Source organism: Caulobacter sp. SSI4214 (assembly GCF_012184455.1).
GTDB lineage: Bacteria > Pseudomonadota > Alphaproteobacteria > Caulobacterales > Caulobacteraceae > Caulobacter > Caulobacter vibrioides_E.
On sequence record NZ_SZWJ01000016.1, the window covers coordinates 26,355 to 47,657 of the forward strand.

General features: G+C 63.7%; 20 protein-coding genes. 16 read left to right on the top strand and 4 right to left on the bottom strand.

Annotated elements, in window-relative coordinates; all coding sequences use genetic code 11:
- Window positions 1–93: 93 nt before the first annotated feature.
- The 4 genes from FCU40_RS06970 (at window position 94) to FCU40_RS06985 (ending at window position 3,673) form a co-directional block, all read left to right on the top strand.
- Window positions 94–456: a helix-turn-helix transcriptional regulator gene (locus FCU40_RS06970; protein WP_168073929.1), complete on the top strand. Its 363-nt coding sequence runs from the start codon at window positions 94–96 to the stop codon at window positions 454–456.
- The gene (locus tag FCU40_RS06975) at window positions 453–1,337 is read left to right on the top strand and encodes an ImmA/IrrE family metallo-endopeptidase (protein ID WP_168073931.1); all 885 of its coding nucleotides are present in this window, start codon (window positions 453–455) and stop codon (window positions 1,335–1,337) included. The genes FCU40_RS06970 and FCU40_RS06975 overlap by 4 nt, the downstream gene beginning before the upstream one ends.
- Window positions 1,338–1,575: 238 nt before the next feature.
- Window positions 1,576–1,980, top strand: a complete 405-nt coding sequence (locus tag FCU40_RS06980) for a hypothetical protein (protein WP_168073933.1) — start codon at window positions 1,576–1,578, stop codon at window positions 1,978–1,980.
- Between the two features lie 781 nt (window positions 1,981–2,761).
- Complete coding sequence (locus FCU40_RS06985; RefSeq protein WP_168073935.1) at window positions 2,762–3,673, top strand: HEPN domain-containing protein; 912 nt, start codon at window positions 2,762–2,764, stop codon at window positions 3,671–3,673.
- Window positions 3,674–4,054: 381 nt separating this feature from the next.
- On the opposite strand, the gene FCU40_RS06990 is transcribed toward FCU40_RS06985, so the two are convergent.
- On the bottom strand, window positions 4,055–5,086 hold the full coding sequence (locus FCU40_RS06990; protein WP_168073937.1) for a serine/threonine-protein kinase: 1,032 nt from the start codon (window positions 5,084–5,086) through the stop codon (window positions 4,055–4,057).
- Window positions 5,086–5,556: a hypothetical protein gene (locus tag FCU40_RS06995; RefSeq protein WP_168073939.1), complete on the bottom strand. Its 471-nt coding sequence runs from the start codon at window positions 5,554–5,556 to the stop codon at window positions 5,086–5,088. Before FCU40_RS06995 ends, FCU40_RS06990 begins: the two co-directional genes overlap by 1 nt.
- 483 nt (window positions 5,557–6,039) lie before the next feature.
- Between FCU40_RS06995 and FCU40_RS07000 the strand changes: the two genes are divergently transcribed.
- The 6 genes from FCU40_RS07000 (at window position 6,040) to FCU40_RS07025 (ending at window position 14,084) form a co-directional block, all read left to right on the top strand.
- Window positions 6,040–7,401 carry an integrase family protein gene (locus FCU40_RS07000; protein WP_168073941.1) on the top strand — a complete coding sequence of 454 codons (1,362 nt, stop codon included), beginning with the start codon at window positions 6,040–6,042 and terminating at the stop codon, window positions 7,399–7,401.
- Window positions 7,402–7,474: 73 nt separating this feature from the next.
- Window positions 7,475–7,921 carry a DNA-binding protein gene (locus FCU40_RS07005; RefSeq protein WP_168073943.1) on the top strand — a complete coding sequence of 149 codons (447 nt, stop codon included), beginning with the start codon at window positions 7,475–7,477 and terminating at the stop codon, window positions 7,919–7,921.
- Window positions 7,911–8,489, top strand: a complete 579-nt coding sequence (locus FCU40_RS07010) for a PIN domain-containing protein (RefSeq protein ID WP_168073945.1) — start codon at window positions 7,911–7,913, stop codon at window positions 8,487–8,489. Before FCU40_RS07005 ends, FCU40_RS07010 begins: the two co-directional genes overlap by 11 nt.
- Before the next feature lie 138 nt (window positions 8,490–8,627).
- On the top strand, window positions 8,628–9,380 hold the full coding sequence (locus FCU40_RS07015) for an ImuA family protein (RefSeq protein WP_168073947.1): 753 nt from the start codon (window positions 8,628–8,630) through the stop codon (window positions 9,378–9,380).
- Window positions 9,295–10,815: a DNA polymerase Y family protein gene (locus FCU40_RS07020; RefSeq protein WP_168073949.1), complete on the top strand. Its 1,521-nt coding sequence runs from the start codon at window positions 9,295–9,297 to the stop codon at window positions 10,813–10,815. The genes FCU40_RS07015 and FCU40_RS07020 overlap by 86 nt, the downstream gene beginning before the upstream one ends.
- Window positions 10,812–14,084 (top strand): error-prone DNA polymerase, encoded by a 3,273-nt coding sequence (locus FCU40_RS07025; RefSeq protein WP_168073951.1) that lies wholly within the window; start codon window positions 10,812–10,814, stop codon window positions 14,082–14,084. The genes FCU40_RS07020 and FCU40_RS07025 overlap by 4 nt, the downstream gene beginning before the upstream one ends.
- 20 nt (window positions 14,085–14,104) lie before the next feature.
- Here FCU40_RS07025 and FCU40_RS07030 read toward each other — a convergent pair whose 3' ends face one another.
- Window positions 14,105–15,976 carry an EAL domain-containing protein gene (locus tag FCU40_RS07030; RefSeq protein ID WP_168073952.1) on the bottom strand — a complete coding sequence of 624 codons (1,872 nt, stop codon included), beginning with the start codon at window positions 15,974–15,976 and terminating at the stop codon, window positions 14,105–14,107.
- A 263-nt stretch (window positions 15,977–16,239) separates the two neighbouring features.
- Between FCU40_RS07030 and FCU40_RS07035 the strand changes: the two genes are divergently transcribed.
- A complete protein-coding gene (locus tag FCU40_RS07035) occupies window positions 16,240–17,190 on the top strand; it encodes a zincin-like metallopeptidase domain-containing protein (RefSeq protein WP_168073954.1) in 951 nt (316 codons plus the stop codon).
- The gene (locus FCU40_RS07040; protein ID WP_168073959.1) at window positions 17,187–17,558 is read left to right on the top strand and encodes a DUF2958 domain-containing protein; all 372 of its coding nucleotides are present in this window, start codon (window positions 17,187–17,189) and stop codon (window positions 17,556–17,558) included. The genes FCU40_RS07035 and FCU40_RS07040 overlap by 4 nt, the downstream gene beginning before the upstream one ends.
- 96 nt (window positions 17,559–17,654) lie before the next feature.
- On the opposite strand, the gene FCU40_RS07045 is transcribed toward FCU40_RS07040, so the two are convergent.
- Window positions 17,655–17,942, bottom strand: coding sequence for a hypothetical protein (locus FCU40_RS07045; protein WP_168073961.1), 288 nt, complete (start codon window positions 17,940–17,942; stop codon window positions 17,655–17,657).
- 253 nt (window positions 17,943–18,195) lie between these two features.
- Here FCU40_RS07045 and FCU40_RS07050 point away from each other — a divergent pair, with 253 nt between their 5' ends.
- The 4 genes from FCU40_RS07050 to FCU40_RS07065 all read left to right on the top strand — a co-directional run bounded on the left by FCU40_RS07050 (window position 18,196) and on the right by FCU40_RS07065 (window position 21,296).
- On the top strand, window positions 18,196–20,322 hold the full coding sequence (locus FCU40_RS07050; RefSeq protein ID WP_168073963.1) for a ParB/RepB/Spo0J family partition protein: 2,127 nt from the start codon (window positions 18,196–18,198) through the stop codon (window positions 20,320–20,322).
- Between the two features lie 59 nt (window positions 20,323–20,381).
- Window positions 20,382–20,600 (top strand): hypothetical protein, encoded by a 219-nt coding sequence (locus tag FCU40_RS07055; protein ID WP_168073965.1) that lies wholly within the window; start codon window positions 20,382–20,384, stop codon window positions 20,598–20,600.
- A gap of 67 nt (window positions 20,601–20,667) precedes the next feature.
- Window positions 20,668–21,081, top strand: coding sequence for a hypothetical protein (locus FCU40_RS07060; protein ID WP_168073967.1), 414 nt, complete (start codon window positions 20,668–20,670; stop codon window positions 21,079–21,081).
- The gene (locus FCU40_RS07065) at window positions 21,078–21,296 is read left to right on the top strand and encodes a DUF6117 family protein (RefSeq protein ID WP_168073969.1); all 219 of its coding nucleotides are present in this window, start codon (window positions 21,078–21,080) and stop codon (window positions 21,294–21,296) included. The genes FCU40_RS07060 and FCU40_RS07065 overlap by 4 nt, the downstream gene beginning before the upstream one ends.
- The last annotated feature ends 7 nt before the right edge of the window (window positions 21,297–21,303 follow it).

A 21,303-nucleotide genomic window follows, 5' to 3' on the forward strand; every position in this document is an offset into this window, starting at 1 on the left:
CTTGGAGTTGGCGAAATCGACAACTAAGTTGCGTCGATAGTGACAAGATAGGAGGCATAGCGATCGTGTCAACATCACCATGGCGAATTCGACATGTCGGATAACGAAGACGACGCGTCAGCCATCTTCAAGGAGCGGCTGAAGCGCGCGCGGGACATGCGGGAAATGAGCCAGCAGGACCTGGCCAGAAAGACGGGATTGCCGCCCAGCTCGATTTCCCATTTCGAAAGCGGCGGGCGGCGGCCCTCGTTCGACAATCTGCGGCGCCTGGCTAATGCGCTTAGCGTCTCGACGGACTTTCTGATCGGACGGACCGACGACAAGGCCAATGAGCCGGCCTTGGCGGCCCAGAAGATCTACCGCAACCTCGACAAGCTGAGCGACTACGACCTGAGCATCGCCGACCAGTTCATCGAGGTGCTGGCCAACAAGGATCGCGAGGGAAAGAAAGAATGATCCGCAAGGGACCGCAGCTACAGATGGCGCGGTCCCGCGCCGCGCAGGTGCTCCAGGACTATGGCCTGGACCGCCTGCCGGTCGATCCGATCGCCCTGGCCCAGACCTGTGACATTCTCGTCGAGCCCAAGCCGCCGCAATACGACGGCTTCTCCGGCATGCTTGCCCGGGTTGGCGAGAGCTTCGGTATTCTCTACGCCACCTATGTGCCCAGCCTGGGGTTCCAGCGCTTCAGCGTCGCCCATGAGCTGGGGCACTACTTCCTGGACGGCCACGTCGACCAGCTGCTTGGCCGCGGTCCTCATGTCTCTAAGGCTAATTTCACAAGTTCCGATCCGTACGAGCTGGAGGCCGACACCTTCGCTGCCGCGCTTCTGATGCCCGAAGCCCTATTCAAGCTTGAGCTGTCGAAGCGCGACGAGGGGCTCGCGACGGTGCTTGCTCTAGCTGACCTCTGCCAGACTTCGGCGACAGCCACGGCTGTGAACTATGCACAACACACGCGGGCGGCCGTCGCTGTTGTCCAGAGCACTGACGGGATTGTCGACTTCTGCGTACTCTCTGAGGCCATGAAGGATGGGGCGGTCGGTTGGATCAAGCGGGGAGATCCCATACCGATGCGGGGTGCCACACGGTCGATCGCCAGTAATCGTAGCCGCGTTGACGCCGGCGCCCGAGACTTGGCCGACGTGCGACTGAACACTTGGTTCGAGCGCGCCACAGCGCTTCCGCTTCAGGAAGAGGCGGTCGGCCTTGGTCGTTATGGGAAGGTCCTTACGGTCCTCCACTGCGAGCGTCTCAGCATGGCATCGGACGGCTTCGACGATGAGGAAGAATCCGAAGACGAGTTGATCGAACGGTGGACTCCGAAATTTAAATAGGCGGGCCCAAAAGCTTAGGCAGAGACCCGATCACGATGGCCAGATAAAAGGACCGCCGTCAGTGTGCGGTTTGGCCGTTGATCGGCAAGGATTTTCTGCGCCGTCGCCTCCCATGGCCTGCCAGCGCATTTTCTAGAAGATGAGAAATTCCAATAGCATTTCCGCCATCGCGGGCGCGCTGGCGTATCCTGGCGCATAAGCCTTGGGGCTATGGGCTCGAAGAGGTCAGGAGGGCTTGTTGACTGATCTGATCGTCAATTGGGTTCAGACCCCTACAGGCGACGGCTGGGACGTCGAACCCGATGCGGAGGTTTGGGTGAGTGTCGCGGCGATTGAGGCGTCGTTCCGCCGGGGAGATCAATGGGTCGGCCCTGGCGGCGCTGGTGCTGGTCAGCCAAGCCGCTACGCAAGAATGGGCGAAACCATTCTCAGCGGTATCGACATCTGGATGCCCTACATATCGCTTGATGCTTCCGGGGAAGTTCGCTTCACGGACGGTCGCCACCGCTTTGCTTGGGTGCGCGACCACGGCGCCGAAGCCATCATGATCTCCACCGGGCCCGGTGAAGTTGCCGAATGGGAGCGCCGGTACGGAACGACCGCTCGGGTCTGCAAGGTGATGCTGCCGCTGGCGAGGGGTTAGGCAAAGGAGGGCGGTCTAGGGGCGCGTGAGCAAGCGACAAGCAAGGTCTCGCCCCGCCCATCGAGTTGCGAATGTGTCGGACACCACCTTCCAACGCCCGCCAGGATGGCCAGAACCATGGTTGGCGCCCATGCAGGAACACTCGCAAACCTCGCCCTCGGCGCTCCAACAGGCTGGCGCGCATTTCTCCTGCGCATGGTAGGGCTGGATGATATAGACCTTACCGAACCGCTGAAGGCATCGTTTGACCAACGAATTGAACCAAGCCTGCGGTAGCTCCCAGTACTTTTCATCCTTCAACCAAACTGGCTTGATGCGGCCCTCGCCGCGAAGCCATGACCGGTTTTCCGGAGCATAGGGCAGCCTTGCAAGGAGCGGATTTCCGGGGCCTCGGCGGTAAAGAACCGGGACCAACTGCTGGTTCCAAACCCGCTTTAAGCGCTCGTGAGACTCATCATCCATACGCATCCAGTCCGCGTAAAGGCTCAGCTTAGAACGAATTGGTTGCACGATATGTTGGGGTTGGCCAGCCGCCCGCCAGTCCCTCAAGGGCGGCTACGCCGTCGCCTACGGCGATGGCCTGGCGGCCACCCTTGACCGGCTGCCGGTCGCCTGGCTGTGGCTCGGCATGCGGCTTAAGCCGCTTCAGGGAACGTCTTCCCCGGCTGTTCAGCCATGGCGCCAGAAATCCCGACTCCGCTTATGGCTGCTGACTCAGAAGTGAATCGCAGCCCCTGGCTCTCGACTTGCAACCTTCGCTCGAAACCGGAAACTGGCCTGGATGAAGCAGAGCCTTGACCATCTCCCCGCTGGCAAGCGCCGCGAACTGGAGTTCGTGGTCGACAGCCTGCGCGCGGCGTTCGCTGGCGCCCTGGCGCACAGGACCATGCCGCGCTTTCGGAACGGCAAGCTGCTTAAGATCATCCTGTTCGGCAGCTACGCCCGTGGTGATTGGGTGGAGGATCCGGTCGGCCGGTACTTCTCCGACTTCGACATCCTCGTTGTCGTCAACCACGAGGACCTCACTGACGTCCCAGAGTTTTGGGCCAAAGCCGAAGAGGCGCTCGTCGAAGCCCTGGCCTCGGGACAACACCTGCGCACGCCCGTCAGCGTGATCTACCACGCCCTCGACGACGTGAATGAGCAACTGACGCTCGGGCGCTACTTCTTCACGGACATCGTTCGCGACGGCATCGTGTTATTCGAGGAGCCCGGACATCCGTTGGCGAAGCCGGCGCCGCTGTCGGCCGAGCAAGCACTTCAGGAAAGCCGGGACTATTACGAGGAGTGGCTTCGGAGCGCGGACAAGTTCTTCCTGGCCGCTCGGTATCTCGTGGAGAACGACGCCCCCAAGGAGGCGGCGTTTCAGTTTCACCAAGCGGCCGAGCGCCTCTATCACACGCTGTTTCTGGTCCTGACGCTCTACAGCCCCAAAACCCACAGTCTGAATCAGCTACGCAAGCTAGCCGAGGGCTTGGACCCCGCCTTGGCCCAGGTCTGGCCCGGGCAGAACAAGTTCGAGCGCCGCTGCTACGAGCTGATCCGCGAGGCTTATGTGAAGGCCCGCTACTCGCGCCACTACCACATCACCGCCGAGCAGCTGGCGTGGCTGGAAGAGCGGATTGGGATGCTGCGGAAGATGGTCGTTGAGCGCTGCGAGAAGCGTCTCGCTGAACTTCAGAGCGCCGCCTGATCGATCGCTGCGCCACGCGACAGACCGAGCGGAGTGTCCGCTAGACCAGGGTCAAACATGCGAGACATATTTTTTCTACCGCGCCGCGAGATTAACACTCCCATTGACACTTATCCCCAATTGATTCACGATTTGTTCACTGGATTGGCGCGAAAGGGAACTGATGAGGCGACAGTCGCCAAACCTCACCCTGAGCCTACCGCGGTGTGAAAACTGCCACCGCTACTGGCGCCCCGGTAAAGGTGTCTCTGGGCGGGACGCTTACTGCGCCCATTGCGCAAAGGGCCGGCGTGCAGCAGCGGTCGCACGCTTTGATCTCAAACCAATTACGAGCGCCGATCTAGAGGGACCTTACCTGCTGCCGCGTCGCCTGCGCCCAAGCTAGGCTCCGAAATACGCCTCAAGCTCTTTGTGCGCCTGGCGGCTGCCGACTATGCCCCCAGACCCGCCGAGCGTCATCTTCCGCCCCTTGCCCAATGGTTCGCTCCAAGCAGCCCACTCGTGCTTTCGCGGCGAATGACGGATCCATTCCACGACGATCCTGCGGGCTTTGGACGATTGCTCCCAGCGGATAAGGTCTGCTGTAACGCTCACAGACCATACCGGCGCCACAGGAAGCCGTGACAGCCCGCCGAGCGCCTGACCCGCCGTCTGGTAGCGGGATGCCGTGTCGTCGTTCATCATTTTACGAATGACGCGCCGCCACGCCTTCGGGACGTGAGGTAGCCACTTAAGGGTATCCGCAAAGCCGCCGTTCTTGATTATCGCCTTCGGCTCGATGCTCTCCTCATACCAGACCTTGCCGTGGATGAGGCGGTACAGGGTCATTCCGAAGGCCCAAACGTCGGATTTGGCACTCGTTCCCTTCCCAAGCCAGACCTCGTGCGCGATGTGGTCGGTGTACCCGGCCTGCGACGCGTAACCGAGAAGCAGGTTGTCCGTGACGAGTCCAAAGTCGCCGATCTGAGCGACGCCGGCTGCGTCGATCAGGATGTTCCCCGGCTTGATGTCTCGATGAAGCATGTTTCGTGCGTGAAGAGCTGCGAGGCCCATCAGCACTTCAGTGCCAGCCTTCCGCACGGCAGCCAGTGTCATTGGACCAGTTTCGAATGCACTCTGGAGCGATCCGCCGGGGCAAAAGGCCATGCAGAAGCGGATGCTGTTGCCGTCCGGCAGCTCCTCAATGTGATAGACCTGAACAACGTTGCGATGTGTGGCCTTTGAGAGATTCTGCGCTTCAGCAAGAAACCCCGTCTTGTATTCTTGCCACTCCTTATCTGTATGCGTGGGCTTTCTAGCCAGCACTTTTACGGCAACATCGCCGTGTACGCCGTCCTTGCCTAAGAACACGACGCCAAAGTGGCCATTTCCTAATTTGGCACCAATCTGTAGTGCCGGAACGACAGGTGCCATTACTTCCTCGAAGCGACGATCAGCATAGCCGCCTCGCGGCTGGTTTTTCTCAGCTTGCCACCTTCGGTATGTTCATCCCAGAAGTCGTCATCCTTGAGATACTCGTCCACCTTTCTCTTACCGTATGTGCGGCTAATCACAGCCTTGGAGAGGACCTTCACTCCGCAGACCGACGCCGCCGCCGCCATAACGACCCCGCGAACCTCCGCGCTCGTAAGAAGCCCGAGCTTGGCCGCTCCGGTTGGAAGGGCGCTTGCTTTCACTAGGGCGAGATCAACCTTGTGCTCGCGGACGTAATCGGCGCACTGCTGATGAAGAACCGCTAACGCCGGTGACCGGTCACCGTTCTGAAGCTTCCATGTGTCGTCAGCGATCACCTTGATTGCTTGGTCGCTATCCGTCGGCACCTCGGCATCGACGACAGTTACCGTCTCACCGACTACAACAAAGCTCACACATCTAGTAGCCATGCGTTTCCCCCAAATAGATTGCTGGTCTAACGCGTGGTGCGGATTGTGGAAAGCGCCGTCACAATCTCACGCTGCGCTGCCTTGCTTACTCTTCACGCGCGCCCCTAAGGCGCTTGGCGTGCTTCCGGATACGGGAACGTAGCGCGCATCCAGGGATAGTGAGGCGAAGTTAGGTGCTTCCGGCTTGCTTCCGGCGCAAACGAGCTGCCCGGCCGCATGGCGCGGCACTCGGTAAATCATTGATTTTGCAGATTAAAATGGCGCACCCGGCACGATTCGAACGTGCGACCTTTGCCTTCGGAGGGATTATCGCTGGCTCCGCCAATAAACGCCAGGAGCCGCCGATGACCGCCTATCTCCCTGTAATCGCTAAAGAATTTGATTTCGGCTTCCGCCGGAGGTACGCTTTGTCTCGCCACAGTTTTCGCCCGCTTGCTTACGTGATGCTTACGCGAGAGAGCGCTGTCGGGTCGGAGAAAGCCCATGTCTAAGCTCACCAAAAGGGTCGTTGACGCCGCTGAAAGCCGCTCCAAAGATTACGTCATCTGGGACGACGAACTCCCCGGCTTCGGCCTCCGCGTCTTCACGTCGGGCAAGCGCAGCTACGTCATCCAGTATCGCCTCGGCAAGCGTTCGCGTCGGTTCACGATCGGTTTGCATGGCATCTGGACACCCGAGCGCGCGCGCCAGGAGGCGAAGGTCCAACTGGGCCGCATCGCTCAGGGTGAAGATCCCGCCGAGGAGAAGCAGCTCGACAACAAGGCGATCACCGTCAAGGATCTGTGCGATCTCTACGTTGCTGATCTCAAGGCGGGCCTCATCCTGGGTAAGGGCGGCCGGCCCAAAAAGGCGAGTACGATCCTGTCGGACACCGGACGTATCGAACGCCACATCGTGCCTTTGCTCGGCACCCGCAGGGTCAAGGACCTCGTGAAGGCCGACATAACGAAGGCCCTGAAAGACATTATGGCCGGCAAGACCCGCTGCAGCGTCAAGACCAAGAAACTGCGTGGCCGAGCCATTGTTCGCGGCGGCGCTGGAACGGCCACCCGGACCATCGGGCTGTTCGGCGGCATCCTCACCTACGCGGTCGAAGCAGGCATCATCGATATCAATCCGGTCCACGGCGTTCGGCGGCCGAAGGACAACGTGCGCGGACGGCGCCTGACCGAGGCCGAATATCGCCTGCTCGGCGACATCCTGACCAAGGCTGCTGAGAACGGGAAGTATGAGTTGTCGGTCGACATCATCCGGCAGCTCTCTCTCACCGGATGCCGTCGGACCGAGATGATCACCTTGGCTTGGAGCGAGGCTGACACGGATTCAAGCTGTCTCCGGCTGATCGACAGTAAGGAAGGAAGCTCGATCCGTCCGATCGGCTTGCCTGTCGTGGAGTATCTCGAAAACCGCCGAAAGGAGCAGACCGGCACCTACGTCTTTCCCGGCCAGGGTGATGACAATGCGTTCGGGAGTTTCCCCAACCACTGGGAGCAGATATTCGCAGACACCGCGCTCGCCGACATCACGCCACACGTCCTGCGGCACAGCTTCGCCAGTATCGCCAACGATCTCGGCTTCACCGAAGTCACGATCGCCGCGCTGGTCGGGCATGCCAAGGGATCGGTCACGAGCAACTACATTCATACGCTCGATACCGCGCTCATCATGGCCGCCGACACTATCGCGGGCTACATTCAGGGGCTTCTGGATGGAATCGAGTTCAAACAGACGGCCTACGCCCTGGACCGCGACTCCCGGAAAGCCGCCCTCGCGCGGTTCCTTCAGAAGGCCACCGCTACGGACCAGGACACGGCCGAGGACGCGGAGCAGTTGCTTGCAGCTTGATCGCGCGATGTGTCTTTCAGTTATTGCAGTTAAGCCCCGCAACCCTTATATTGGCTGGTCAGGAGACACGATCATGGCCAGCCAAGTGGTTCAGTTCGCCGGTCTGTCCGACCGCGACCGCAAGACTGTGACGCCTCTGCCAACCTTGGCAGAGGGCGATCACGTGGAGCTGCATGTGCGCCGTCGCGATGGACGGGAGCAGACCCTGTCCCTTCCGCCGGCCGCCATCAGCGCCGTCGAGACGCTGCTGTCTCGCCTGCTGAACGGCGAGAGGGTCGCTGTGCTCACGGAAGATCAAGAGCTGAGCCCGACCGACGCATCGGTGATCCTGGGCATCTCGCGTCCGCTCGTCGTCCATCGGATGGACATCGGCGATCTGCCGTTCCGCTACGTCGGAAAGCACCGCCGGGCATCGCTGAAGGACGTGCTGGCTTTGAAGGAGACGCTGGACGCTCGCCAGAAGGCGATGGACGCACTGGCCGAGGACACAGAGGATCTTGTCGTCAATCATGGCCTCTAGACCGCCCATCGCGGTCTACGACGCCTGCGTCCTCTATCCCTTCCATCTGCGCAATGTGCTGATCCAGTGCGCCTTCGATGGCTTGGTCGCCGCGCGCTGGACCGACGACATTCACGCGGAATGGATACGCAATCTGGCCGCCAATTCTCCCAGCACACCGGTCGCGCGCTTCGAGACCACCCGCGACATGATAAAAGCCGTCCTGCCTGACGCCAATGTCGCCAACCATCGGAGCCTGATTCCGAGCCTTTCCTTGCCCGATCCGGACGACCGGCATGTGCTTGCGGCGGCGATCGCTGGCGGTGCCGAGACGATCGTCACTTGGAACCTGAAGGATTTCCCCGCTTCGCAGATCGCCCCTCACGGAATCGCCGCTGTGTCGCCCGACGCCTTCCTTTCGGCCCTGCACCGAGCCTATCCGAAAGCCCTTCTCAATAGTATCGCGCGGGCGCGCGAAAACCTCAGACGCACGACGCCATCCGTTGCGGAATTCATAGGCATTCTCGAACGGCAGGGGCTGGCCGAGTTCGCTCCTGTCCTGCGGCGCCGCAAATCGCACCTGGCCTGATCCCCCGCAGGGCTCGGAAGTTCCGCTTCGAGTTATCGCCGCACCGGCAAGGCCGCAGAATCATTCTTGACTCTGTGACCTGAAAATTAGAACAAATAGCGAACATGCCTACACCGCCTTCGGAGGTCAAGAACGCACTTGCGACCCGAGCCCGCCATAGAGTCCCTGCGCGCGCAGATCGAGAAGATCGAAGGCCGGAGCCGGCGCGCCAAATCGGTCCTTCCTTTCGGAATCACCGAGGTGGATTCGCGACTCCCGGGCGGCGGCCTTGCCCTCGGCGCGCTGCATGAAATAGCCGGCGGCGGCAACGGAGCGGTCGACGGAGCCGCAGCGGCTTCCTTCAGCGCGGGCCTCGCCGCCCGCACCAAAGGCAAAATCCTCTGGTGCATCACGCGCGCTGACCTATTCGCGCCCGCCATTGCCCAGGCAGGCCTCGCGAGCGACCGCGTGATCTACCTCGAAGCCGGCGACGACAAGACCGTCCTCGCCTGCATGGAAGAAGGATTGCGCCACGGCGGCCTCGGGGCCGTCATCGGCGAGGTCGCCCGCCTTTCGATGACAGCATCAAGACGCCTGCAACTGGCGGCCGAAGGCGCCGGCTCGCTCGGGATCGCTTTGCGGCGCTGGCGGCGACAGACAGAGGCGACGGATTTCGGCCAACCGACCTCTGCGATGACGCGCTGGCGCGTCTCCGTAATGCCCTCAACGCCGCTACCCGTTCCCGGCGTGGGCCGCGCACGCTGGCTGGTTGAACTCATCCGCGCCCGAGCGGGCGAAAGTGCAGATTTCGAGTTGGAGGCGTGCGATGACACGGGTCGTCTCGCTCTTCCTGCCGAACTGGTCCACAGACCGGCTTCGGCGGAAGGCTGGCGACGCGGCGCCTCCGGCTGAGGCGCCGCTCGTCCTGATTGGCCGCGACGGGAACAGGCGGGTGGTGCTGGCGGCGGATGCTGCGGCCCAGGCCGCCGGACTGCGCGCCGGCATGCCCGTCACTAAGGCACAGGTCCTGGTGCCGGCTCTTATCGTGCAGGATGCCCAGCCAGTAGCCGACGACGAGGCCCTTGAACGCCTCGCGGTGTGGCTCCTCCGCTATGCGCCTATCGTGGCTCCAGACCCGCCTGACGGCCTCATCATCGACTCGACAGGCGCTGATCACCTCCACGGCGGCGAAGCCGTCATGCTGGAGGGCCTGATCGGGCGCCTCGCCATGTCCGGGATCACCGCGAGAGGCGCGATCGCCGACACCTGGGGAGCAGCCCATGCGCTGGCCCGGTTCGTGGCGCAGCCTGCCGTCATCGCGCCGGAGGGTCACGGCCCGTCCGTCTTGGAGCGGTTACCGCTTGAGGCGTTGCGCATTCCAGCCGCGACCACTGCGGCGTTGCGCACACTCGGCTTTAGAACGGTCGGCGATCTTCTGGCGCAGCCGCGCGCGCCGCTCACCTTGCGCTTCGGCCCGGAACTCGGCCGACGCTTGGACCAGGCCTTGGGCACTGCGGCCGAACTCATCGAGCCGGTCCGGCCTGCCGATCTCATCGAGGTGCGCCGCGCCTTCGCTGAACCGATCGGCGCGGCCGAGACCATCGCCCGCTACATCGGCAAGCTCGTCAGCCAGCTTTGCGAGCGACTGGAGGAAGGCGGCCTAGGCGCACGCAGGCTCGATCTCATCTGCCACCGCGTCGACAGCCGGGCCCAGGCCGTGCGGGTCGGCATGGCCACACCGGTCCGCGACGCGAAGCGGCTGACGCGCCTCCTGTGCGACAAGATCGAGACCATCTCGCCCGGCTTCGGCATCGAGGTGATGACCCTCGCCGCGAGCGTCGCCGAGCCGCTTGTGCGCAGACAGATCGTCAGTTCTTTGGTTGAGGAGAGCGCCCCCGACGTCTCCGATCTCATTGACACCCTGATGAACCGCGTTGGCGAACGTGCCCTCTATCGGCTTGCCCCGGTCGCCAGCGACGTTCCGGAGCGGTCTGTCTGTCGTATCCCGGCGATGGCGGCCGAGACGGGAGTGGGCTGGCCCGGCCATTGGCCGAGGCCCTCGCGCCTACTGCCGACGCCCGAGCCGGTCGAGACCGTCGCGTTGCTCCCTGATCATCCGCCGGTCTCGTTCACCTGGCACGGAATTCGCCGCCGCCTTCGACGCGGCGACGGCCCGGAGCGCGTGTTCGGCGAATGGTGGAAGCGTGACGCCGAGCTGGCCGCCGTCCGCGACTACTTCCGGGTTGAGGACGACGCCGGCGAACGCTACTGGCTGTTCCGCGCCGGCGACGGCGAGGACACCGCCACAGGCTCGCACCGCTGGTTCATCCACGGAGTCTTCGGATGAGCGAGCCCCGCTACGCCGAGCTTCAGGTCACCTCGCATTTCAGCTTTCTGCGGGGGGCGTCGTCCTGTGAGGAGCTGTTCGCCCAGGCCGCGTTCGCCGGGATCGAAGCGCTGGCCGTGGTGGACCGGAATTCGCTCGCCGGCATCGTCCGGGCCCACGAGGCGGCGAAGACCACAGGCGTCCGCCTGATTGTCGGCTGCCGCCTCGACCTCGCCGACGGTATGTCAGTGCTGGTCTATCCGACCGACCGACCTGCCTATTCCCGTCTCTGCCGCCTACTGTCGCTCGGCAAGCGGCGCGGCGGAAAGGCTAAGTGCGTCCTCGAATGGGCTGATCTCGTCGCCTACGGCGAAGGCCTGATCGCCATCCTCGTGCCGGACCTTGCCGACGATGAATGCGGATTTCGGCTGCGCCGCCTGCGCGATGCGTTCGGCGACCAGGCCTACATCGCTCTGACATTGCGTCGCCGGCCGAACGACCAGCTCCGCCTGCACGAACTCTCGAACCTCGCCGCCCAAATCCGGGTCGCGACCGTGGTGACGAACGACGTCCTCTTCCACGAGCCCGCCCGTCGCATCCTTCAGGACGTCGTCACCTGCATCCGGCACAACCTCACGATCGATACGATCGGCGATCGTCGCGAACGCCATGCCGACCGCTACATCAAGCCGCCCGAGGAAATGCACCGTCTCTTCGGCCGCTACCCCGAGGCGCTTGCCCGAGGCTTGCAGATCGCCGACCGCTGCCGCTTCAGCCTCGATGAGCTGGCCTACCAATATCCCGAGGAGCGCGATGATCCCGCTCTTACGCCGCAGGAGACGCTGGCGAAGCTCACCTGGGAGGGCGCAGCCGAGCGTTACCCGGAGGGCGTGCCCGGCAGTGTGACTGCCGCGCTTCAGCATGAGCTGCGGCTCATCGAGAAGCTCGACTACGCGCCGTACTTCCTGACCGTGAACTCGATCGTCCGCTTCGCCCGTTCGAAGGACATCCTCTGCCAAGGGCGCGGGTCGGCCGCCAACTCTGCGGTGTGCTACGTCCTCGGCATCACGTCGATCGACCCGGGCCGCAACGATCTGCTGTTCGAGCGCTTCGTCAGCGAGGAGCGGCGCGAGCCGCCCGACATTGATGTGGATTTCGAGCATGAGCGGCGCGAGATCGTCATGCAGTGGGTGTTCGACACCTACGGCCGTGACCACGCCGCGCTCTGCTCGACCGTCATCCGCTATCGCACCAAGGGCGCGCTGCGGGATGTCGGCAAGGCGCTAGGCCTGCCTGAAGACCTGATCGGCACATTGTCGTCTCAAGTATGGGCCTGGTCGGAGGAAGGCGTCGAACCAAAGCAGGTCGAGGAACTGAACCTCAATCTCGCCGACCGCCGCCTTCGCCTGACGCTCGACCTCGCCCGGCAGCTCATGGGCGCGCCGCGGCATCTCAGCCAGCATCCCGGCGGGTTCGTGCTGACCCACGACAGGCTCGACGACCTCGTGCCGATCGAGCCAGCCGCAATGGTCGATCGGCAGGTGATCGAGTGGGACAAGGACGACATCGATGCGCTGAAGTTCATGAAGGTCGACGTCCTGGCGCTTGGGATGTTGACCTGCATGAAGAAGGGTCTGGACCTTCTGGCCGAGCATAAGGGGATCAATCTCGACCTCGCCTCCATCCCGGCCGAGGACCCGCGCACCTACGCGATGATCCGCAAGGCGGACACGCTCGGGACTTTCCAGATCGAGAGCCGGGCGCAGATGTCGATGCTGCCGCGGCTGAAGCCGCGCACCTATTACGACCTCGTCGTGCAGGTCGCGATCGTCAGGCCGGGTCCGATCCAGGGCGACATGGTGCACCCCTATCTTCGTCGCCGGGAGGGACTGGAGGCCGTCCACTACCCGAAGCCCGAGCTGGAAAAGGTGCTGGGCAAGACGCTCGGCGTGCCGCTCTTTCAAGAACAGGCGATGCGCGTCGCCATCGAATGCGCCGGCTTCACCCCCGGTGAGGCCGACATGCTCCGCAAGTCGATGGCCACCTTCAAGTTCACGGGCGGTGTTTCGCACTTCCGCGACAAGCTGATCGCCGGCATGGTTGCCAACGGCTACGAGGCCGCTTTCGCCGAGCAGACCTTCAAGCAGCTTGAAGGCTTCGGCTCCTACGGATTTCCAGAAAGCCACGCAGCCTCCTTTGCGCTGATCGCCTACGCCTCGGCCTGGCTCAAATGTTGGCATCCCGAAGTGTTCTGCGCCGCGCTGCTGAATAGTCAGCCCATGGGCTTCTACGCGCCTGCGCAGATCGTGCGTGACGCGCGTGATCATGGCGTCGAAATCCGTCCGGTCTGCGCCAACGCATCCCGATGGGACTGCACGCTCGAGCCCCCCGGCAGCGAAGAGCGGTTCGCCATTCGCCTGGGCTTGCGCATGGTCAAAGGCCTCGCCAATGCCCACGCCGCGGCGATCGTCACGGCCAGGGCGGATCAGCCCTTCGGCTCGGTAGACGATCTATGGCGCCGTGCCGGCATCCCCGTCGCGGCGCTCACGCTGATCGCCGAAGCGGACGGATTTCGACCGCCCTTCGGCCTGGCACGCCGCGAGGCGCTATGGGCGATCAAGGCTCTGCGCGATGAACCGCTCCCGCTCTTCGCCGCCGCGTCGGCCCGAGAGATGGAGATCGTGCCGGAGGTCACCGAGCCGGCCGTCATCCTGCGCCCCATGACGGCGGGCGGTGAAGTCGTAGAGGACTACCGACATGTCAGCCTGTCGCTGCGGGACCATCCGGTCTCGTTCCTGCGCCGGGAGCTGTGCCGTCGCCGCATGGTCACTTGCCAAGAGGCGATGGACGCCAAAGACGGCCGATGGCTAGAGGCAGCCGGCATCGTGTTAGTGAGACAGCGGCCTGGTAGCGCCAAGGGCGTCATGTTCATCACGCTCGAAGACGAGAGCGGAATCGCCAACCTCGTGGTCTGGCCCAAGGTCTTCGAGCAGAACCGCCGCACCATCCTGTCGGCCGGCATGATCGCCGTGCGCGGGCGCGTTCAGCGCGAAGGCGAAGTGGTTCATCTCGTTGCGCAGCGTCTGACAGATCTTTCCGTCGAGCTGGCAAGCGTCGGCGAGCGCGACACGGCCTTTCCACTACCACATGGGCGCGGCGACGAATTCCATCACGGCTCGGCAAGCCCAGACCCGCGCGGCCTACCGCCAAAGGGACTTCGGACCCGCGATATTTATATCCCCGACCTTCACATCGACACTATCAAAGTCAAAACGCGCGATTTCCGCTAGGGTGCGCCGAGCCACTGCGCTCAAGCGCTGCGCACTCTTCGGACACGACTGGTCGAACCCTCCATCGGACTTTGGGCGAAGATCGGCGTCGCACCTTCACGGCCGCTCGCATGGCGACGTAGCAAGGCTGACGTCGTGTCGCGGTCTGCCGCACGGGCAAACGCAAAGCCTTGCCCGACTTTGCAGCCCATCGACCAAAGCTGGCTCGCCTGAACTTCTGTTTCGATCCCCTCGGCCACGATCTCAATGCCGAGCTGCCGCGCGATATCGATGAGCCCCTCGACGATCACCATGCTTGGATCGTCCGGCCATAAACGACCAATGAAAGCCTGATCGATCTTGATGATGTCTACCGGGACGTTCAGCAGATGCGTCAGCGACGCATGTCCGGTTCCAAAGTCATCGAGCGCGACGCGGACGCCGGCGGCACGCAATGCCTCTATCTCCCGTGCTACGACGCGATCACTTCGGCCGATACATGCGTCCTCGCTCACTTCGACGATCAAACCACCGAGCGGGACGCCAGCGCGACCGAAGGCATCTTCGAGTTTTTGAGCCAGGCTGCCCGTATAGAAATCGGCGGTCGAAACATTGAGGCCGACCTGCTGGACGAGTAGACCCCGATCCCGCCAGAAGGCGATGTCCCGCGCAACCGTCACCGCAACACGTTGCGTAAGCTCCGCAGCGATATGGGCGTCGCTGGTCGCTTCCCGAAAAGCTAGGGCACTGACGAGTTCACCCGTCACGGTGCGCATGCGGCAGAGCGCCTCGAGCCCGACGATCTCGCCCGTATCGAGACCGACGATCGGTTGGTAATGCGTTTCCATGCGATCATCGGCGAGCGCATCGGCCACATCGCGTATCGCGTCCCGGCGCCGCGTGATCCGCGTGCCGATTCCCGGCCAGTAGCGTACGAAGCCGCCGCGCCCGGTCTCCTTGGCGTGATAGAGCGCGAAATCCGCGGCCTCGTTGACCGCCATGGCACTCCGTTCGGAGACACCCAGAACGGCGCCGCCGATCGTCGCACGAGGCGCCACGGCATGCCCCTCGCAATCGGCGCTGCGCTCCAATTCTATCAGCACGCGTTCCGCCGCCGCATTCAGATCGGCGAGCGAGCCGGGGTTCTGAATGATGACGGCGAATTCATCGCCGCCCAGCCGGAAGCTGACGTCGGGCGCCATCGCTCGCGCGATCCGGGTCCCCGCCGCCTTGATAAGAGCATCACCGGCCAGATGGCCGAACGTGTCGTTTACGATCTTCAGATTATCGAGGTCGATGATGAAGAGGGCCCAGGCCCCCGGGACGTCGCACGGAATCTGCGCCATCGCGCCGTTGTAGGCCGAGCGGTTGGGGAGTCCGGTCAACGCGTCTATGTTCGCGCGGCGCTCGCGGTCGACGGCTCGCTCATGCCGCTGAAGCGCAAGACCACAGAGATCGACACAGGCTTCCGCCAGCGCGCGCTCAGAAGCGCTCGGCGAGCGCGCTTGATCGCTGTAGAAGCCGATGACGGCAATGGCGTCACCGGCCGCGTTGACGACAGGGAAGGACCAGCATCCGCTCACGCCAAGGCCTTCTATGAGTCCCATGGAGCGGGCGCAGCGCAGATCACGTCGGATATCCTCAATGATGACGGGTTCGCGCAGATAAGCCGCAGCTCCGCAGGACCCGACCTCCGGGCCGACCATCATCCCATCCAGCGCAGAAGAATAGTCCGCAGGCAGACTCGGCGCTGCGAGCGGATGCAGAAGTCCGGCCTGATCGACCGTCAGGATCGAGCAGATCACGCCAGACATCAGTGTCTCTATGTCGGCACAGAGTTCGCGCGCCGTGTCAGCCACAGGTTCGCTGTTGGCGATCATCCGCAATATCTTGTTCTGGATATGCAACAACACGGTCGTCGCCCAACTCAACTGACACTTAGGGATGCGACTATAATAGTCGTAAGATGTGAAGTTCGGCTTACCCAACAAGATAAACATGGAGGTAATCATCGCTGGAGGGGAAAGCCTTCCCCTGCGGCCGAGCCTTTGGTCTCGACCGACCCCTTCTGCGGGGACACCCCGCAACACCCCTAGAGTGAGAGTGCGGACCGGCTTTGCCGTGACGGGTTGAGGACTGGGAGACAGGCTCCCGGCGCCCGTCGCGGAGATCCGCGATGTCCAGAAAAACCACATCCGCTCGCGCCGGTCAGGATCGGACGAGCCTTTATGACGAAATCACCGGCAAGATCATCTCCGAGCTGGAGGTTGGCCGCGTCCCGTGGGTCCAGCCATGGGGGACGGCGGCGGCGAAGGCGCCGCTCGCCATGCCGCGGAACGGCTCTACAGGCCGGCACTATTCCGGCATCAACGTGCTGATCCTGTGGGGCGCCGTCATTGAACACGGGTTTCCCGGGCAGAGCTGGCTCACCTTCCGCCAAGCACTCGCGCTCGGCGGCAACGTCCGCAAGGGCGAGCGCGGCACGACCGTGGTCTACGCCGACCGCTTCATACCTGACGACGAGAAACGACGCGCGCGAGACACGGGCGAAGACGCCAAGGCGATCCCGTTCCTGAAGCGCTTCACGGTCTTCAACAGCGCGCAGTGCGAGAACCTGCCTGAGGATGTCGCGATCGTCACTCCTCCCCCGCCGCCGGGCCTGATCGAACCCCGGGTCGAGGCGCTGATCCAGGCCACCGGCATCGATTTCCGCATCGGCGGCAACCGCGCCTTCTACGCCCCAGCGCTCGACTATGTGCAGGTTCCGCCGCCGCAAGCTTACTACGACCCGATCAACTGGCACCGCACGGCGCTGCACGAGATCGGCCACGCCAGCGGCCACGCCTCGCGGCTGGGCCGCGACCTGTCAGGCGGCTTTGGCACCAAGAAGTACGCGTTCGAAGAGTTGATAGCCGAGATGAACGCCGCCTTCTGTTGCGCCTCCATCGGCATCGTACCCACCGTCAGACATGCCGATTATATCGGTTCGTGGCTGGAGGTGTTGCGCGAGGACAATCGCGCCATCGTCCGCGCCGCATCGCAGGCGAGCAAGGCAGCAGACTGGCTGCTCGGCTTCCTGCCGGCCGACGACCAAGCCGGTCCTTCGATCGACAGGAGGGCGGCATGATCCTTCTCACCACCGAGCTGCGCGAGCAGCTCCTCGCCAACGGCCGCGATCGCGACGTTGATCCCATCCCCGTGGTGAAGTTTTTCAACCCCTTGGGCGAGGGGGTATGGCTGGCGACTGAACTCGATGCCGACGGCGACACACTGTTCGGTCTAGCCGATCTCGGCGAACCTGAATTGGGATCGTTCAGCCTGTCGGAAATGGCCGAGGTGAGCCTACCGCTCGGCCTTGGCATCGAGCGCGACATCCTGTTCGAGGGCCTTTTCCCGATCTCCGCCTGGGCCGAAGCGGCGCGAAGGACCGGAAGCATCCGGGCCGCCGAGCGCGTGCTCTACGCAGCTCATCGCGCCAGTCGCAGGGATGGCTAATGCGGCCTCTGCCGCCGGCCACATTCCACGTCCTATCAAGAGACGCCGCGCAAACGCGCGGCGTCTCTTCGCGTGGCCGGTTGCCCATTCTCTAGGCTAAAGACTCTCCTTCATCGTCCCCGCCCACGCGGCGAGCAGCATCCCTTCAAGGTCATTATCCTCCCCAACCACTACGCTGAACACAGCGAGCGTGTCGGCAAACTCTTCGACCTTGAGATGTCCGCGAGCCTGCAGCGCCGTGACCAACATCGTCAGCGCCTTGCCATTTGCGCCGATCATGGCGCGCTCCACCCGCGAAAGCCTCAGGTTCGCGCCTCGTTGCACTAGATTCGCAAACCAACGGCGCAATCCGCTTGGCGCGTCCTCAACAGCCGTCGTGCTCATTATCGTTCTCCGATTAACTCCAGCGTCGGCATCCCGCCCGACGAAGGGAAGTGACGTCGAACAGTATCTATGACGACTATTATAGTCGGGCTCGACATTCTCCAAAAGCGTTGGTGTCAAGACGAGCGTGAAGTCGTCCGATCGGTCGCTGGCCGACAGTGGAAGATGAGAGAGTCAGAGGAGGGCCGGGATTTCGTGACGGGTTGGAGGTCGAGAGAGAGGCTCTCGGCCGCCCGTCGCGGAGTAAATCCCGATGGCTAGTGCAGCTCAAAAGATCGTCCTGTCGTCTTCGCGCGACATCCCTTTCAACAAACTGGTCCTGAGCCAGTCGAACGTTCGGCGCGTGAAGGCCGGCGTCTCAATCGAGGACCTGGCGGCCTCGATCATCCGGCGCGGGCTTATCCAGGGTCTTAACGTCCGGCCCGTGGTCGATGGCGACGGCAACGAGACCGGGATGTTCGAGGTGCCCGCCGGCGGCCGCCGCTTCAGGGCGCTCGACCTGCTTGTAAAGCAGAAGCGCCTCGCCAAGACCGCCCTCGTGCCTTGCGTGGTGCGTCCGGTCGACGATCCGATCCTCGCCGAAGAGGTGTCCTACGCAGAAAATGCCGAGCGCGCCGCGCTGCATCCTCTCGACGAGTTCCGCGCCTTTCAGGATATGCGCCTCAAGGGCACGCCCGAAGAAGATATCGCCGCCGCCCACCGCGTCAGCGTTCAGGTGGTGAAGCAGCGGCTGCGCCTTGCAGCGGTCTCACCGAGGCTGCTGGACATCTATGCCGACGATGGCATGACGCTGGAGCAGCTCATGGCCTTCACCGTCTCGAACGACCATGTCCGCCAGGAGCAGGTCTGGGAGGCGATCAAGGACTCCTGGTCGAAAGAGCCGTACCAGATCCGGCGCATGCTCACCGAGACAACGGTGCGCGCTTCGGACAAGCGGGCCGTGTTTGTCGGGCTCGACGCCTACGAGGCGGCTGGCGGCGTCATCATGCGCGATCTCTTCCAGTCCGACGATGGCGGCTGGCTGCAGGACCCCGCGCTGCTCGACCGGCTGGTCGCCGAGAAGCTGAAGGCGACGGCAGGGACGATCGCCGCCGAAGGCTGGAAGTGGATCGAAGTGGCGGTCAGCTTCCCTTATGACGCCGCGCGGGGCCTGCGCGAGTTGCAAGGCGAACCGCTCGACATCTCGGCCGAGGAACAGGTCACCATCGACGCGCTCAACGCCGAATATCAGAAGCTTGAGGGCGAATATGAGGGCGCCGACGAGCTGCCGGACGAGGTCGACCAGCGCCTCGGCGAGATCGAGACGGCTCTCGCCGCGTTCGAGACCCGGCCGGTGCGTTTCGAGCCGGGCGACATCGCGCGCGCGGGCGTGTTCATCAGCATCGCCCATGACGGCAGCCTCGACATCGATCGCGGTTACGTGCGGGCCGAGGACGAAGCGCCGATCAAGCCCGAGGGCGAGGCCGGCGTGGAAGCTGGCGGCGATCCGGGCGAACCTGCGGTTCAGCGCGCGATCATCACCATCGGCGGCCAGCCAGCCGAACCCGAGGAGGACGAGGAGGACGACGTCATCAAGCCGCTACCGGAGCGTCTCGTGATCGAGCTGACGGCCTATCGCACACTCGCGCTGCGGAACGCCGTCGCGGAGAACCCCCACGTCGCCATGACCGCGCTGCTGCACAAGCTCGTCTCGGACAACTTCATGACCCGCATGTATACGGGCGCCATGGAAGCCGGGGTGAAGCACATTTTCTTCCCCGCCCAAGACGATGGGCTGAAGGACAGCCCGTCCGCGCGCGCCGTGCAGGACCGCCATACCGCATGGGCAGGCGACATCCCGAAGGACGACGACGCGCTGTGGGACTGGCTCTCGGGCCTGGACGATGCCAGCCGGATGGCGCTCCTGGCGCACTGCGTCAGCTTCGGCATCAACGCGCTCTATGAGCGGCCGAACCCGCACAGCGCCGGTGGCGTGTCCCAGCACACGCTCGACATGCGGCTTACCCAAGCCGACCGCCTGACCAAGGCGACCGGGCTCGATCTCGTCGAGGCTGGCTGGCGTCCGACCTTCGGCAACTATCTCAACCGGGTCACCAAGCCCCGCATCCTGCAGGCGGTTCGTGAGGGCGCCGGCGAGCAGGCCGCGCAGCTCATCGACCATCTGAAGAAGGGCGACATGGCCAAGGAGGCCGAGCGCCTGCTGGTCGACACCGGATGGCTCCCGGAGCCGCTCCGCCTGATTGCCGAGGCCGAGGCGTCCGCGCCGGAGATCCAGACCGGCGGCGAGGATGAGGGTGCTGCGCTGCCCGACTTCCTCGCGGGCGATGACGAGGAGCCCGGCGGCGAAGACGACGAACGCCACCTCGTCGCGGCCGAGTGATCGCTAGGGCGGAGCGGCTCCGGTCGCTCCGCCTAACCTTCCAACCAAGGAGCTGCGCCATGTTGCAATCCCCACCGGCGCCCCGACGCGTCGTCTTCCAATATCTCGTGCCCGTGCAAGTCGAGGTCGAGGACGGGCTCGTTGCCCGCGTTGCCGTCATCGACGAGACGCCGGTCCGCGATCCCATCGTCGTCGAGGGCGACCCCGCCTATCTCGACGATGCCGTGCGAGCCGCTGACGACGGCCAATCCTGGCCGTCCTGGCAGTTCGGCTACTAGCCCGACGACAATCCGAACCCTCCCGAGCCCGGCTCAGCGCCGGGCTTTTTCGTTTCTGGAGCGCGCCATGACCGACTTTCTCACCCGCTTTTCCTGCCTACTCGACGTCGGCACCCCCGCGAACGCTGTGCGCGCCTTCGACATCTACACCACGTTGATGGCCGAGAACGCCCGCGAGGACCCGCCGGCCGAGCCGTTTCTGCTCTCGCTGACGCCCGAATATGGGCCGGCCCGGCTCTGGCTGCGCGCCCCGGGCAGCGCCGACCAGCAACTCGCGATCACCTTCGTGACGCGCTGCGCCAAAGCCTTCGGGCTGACCGGGCGCTGGGGGTTTCAATGGGTCACCATCGCCTCCAACCCTGTCGTCGACGGGTTCTACGGGGGCGCCCATGTCCTTGAACTTTCAACTGGCGCGACGGTCGAGTGGCTGAGCACCCGACGTTGGCTCGCGGACCGCCTTGCCGACGGGGATGCCCGATGAGCATCCCCGATCATGCCCGCACCAACTTCCAAACGTTGCTAAACGCCGCGACCAGCGGTGACCTGGCGCTCATGGAAACCACCGAGGTCGCGACCGGCGAGACGCGCTACGTCATCTGCGCCGTGGGGCGCGAGGGTGATGACTATATGCTTACGCCCTTCGGTCACCTGGCCGACGGCAACCCCTTCGAGCTTTATCGTCCGCCGGAAGCCTGACCTGAGC

Bases quoted from the DNA above. Each gene is read 5' to 3' on its own strand.
- FCU40_RS07050 (WP_168073963.1), top strand. From the start codon at position 18,196: ATGGCTAGTGCAGCTCAAAAGATCGTCCTGTCGTCTTCGCGCGACATC.
- FCU40_RS07025 (WP_168073951.1), top strand. From the start codon at position 10,812: ATGAGCGAGCCCCGCTACGCCGAGCTTCAGGTCACCTCGCATTTCAGC.
- FCU40_RS07040 (WP_168073959.1), top strand. From the start codon at position 17,187: ATGATCCTTCTCACCACCGAGCTGCGCGAGCAGCTCCTCGCCAACGGC.
- FCU40_RS06985 (WP_168073935.1), top strand. From the start codon at position 2,762: ATGAAGCAGAGCCTTGACCATCTCCCCGCTGGCAAGCGCCGCGAACTG.
- FCU40_RS07020 (WP_168073949.1), top strand. From the start codon at position 9,295: ATGACACGGGTCGTCTCGCTCTTCCTGCCGAACTGGTCCACAGACCGG.
- FCU40_RS06975 (WP_168073931.1), top strand. From the start codon at position 453: ATGATCCGCAAGGGACCGCAGCTACAGATGGCGCGGTCCCGCGCCGCG.
- FCU40_RS07045 (WP_168073961.1), bottom strand. From the start codon at position 17,942: ATGAGCACGACGGCTGTTGAGGACGCGCCAAGCGGATTGCGCCGTTGG.
- FCU40_RS07065 (WP_168073969.1), top strand. From the start codon at position 21,078: ATGAGCATCCCCGATCATGCCCGCACCAACTTCCAAACGTTGCTAAAC.
- FCU40_RS07000 (WP_168073941.1), top strand. From the start codon at position 6,040: ATGTCTAAGCTCACCAAAAGGGTCGTTGACGCCGCTGAAAGCCGCTCC.
- FCU40_RS07035 (WP_168073954.1), top strand. From the start codon at position 16,240: ATGTCCAGAAAAACCACATCCGCTCGCGCCGGTCAGGATCGGACGAGC.
- FCU40_RS07005 (WP_168073943.1), top strand. From the start codon at position 7,475: ATGGCCAGCCAAGTGGTTCAGTTCGCCGGTCTGTCCGACCGCGACCGC.
- FCU40_RS07055 (WP_168073965.1), top strand. From the start codon at position 20,382: ATGTTGCAATCCCCACCGGCGCCCCGACGCGTCGTCTTCCAATATCTC.
- FCU40_RS07010 (WP_168073945.1), top strand. From the start codon at position 7,911: ATGGCCTCTAGACCGCCCATCGCGGTCTACGACGCCTGCGTCCTCTAT.
- FCU40_RS07060 (WP_168073967.1), top strand. From the start codon at position 20,668: ATGACCGACTTTCTCACCCGCTTTTCCTGCCTACTCGACGTCGGCACC.
- FCU40_RS06995 (WP_168073939.1), bottom strand. From the start codon at position 5,556: ATGGCTACTAGATGTGTGAGCTTTGTTGTAGTCGGTGAGACGGTAACT.
- FCU40_RS06970 (WP_168073929.1), top strand. From the start codon at position 94: ATGTCGGATAACGAAGACGACGCGTCAGCCATCTTCAAGGAGCGGCTG.
- FCU40_RS06990 (WP_168073937.1), bottom strand. From the start codon at position 5,086: ATGGCACCTGTCGTTCCGGCACTACAGATTGGTGCCAAATTAGGAAAT.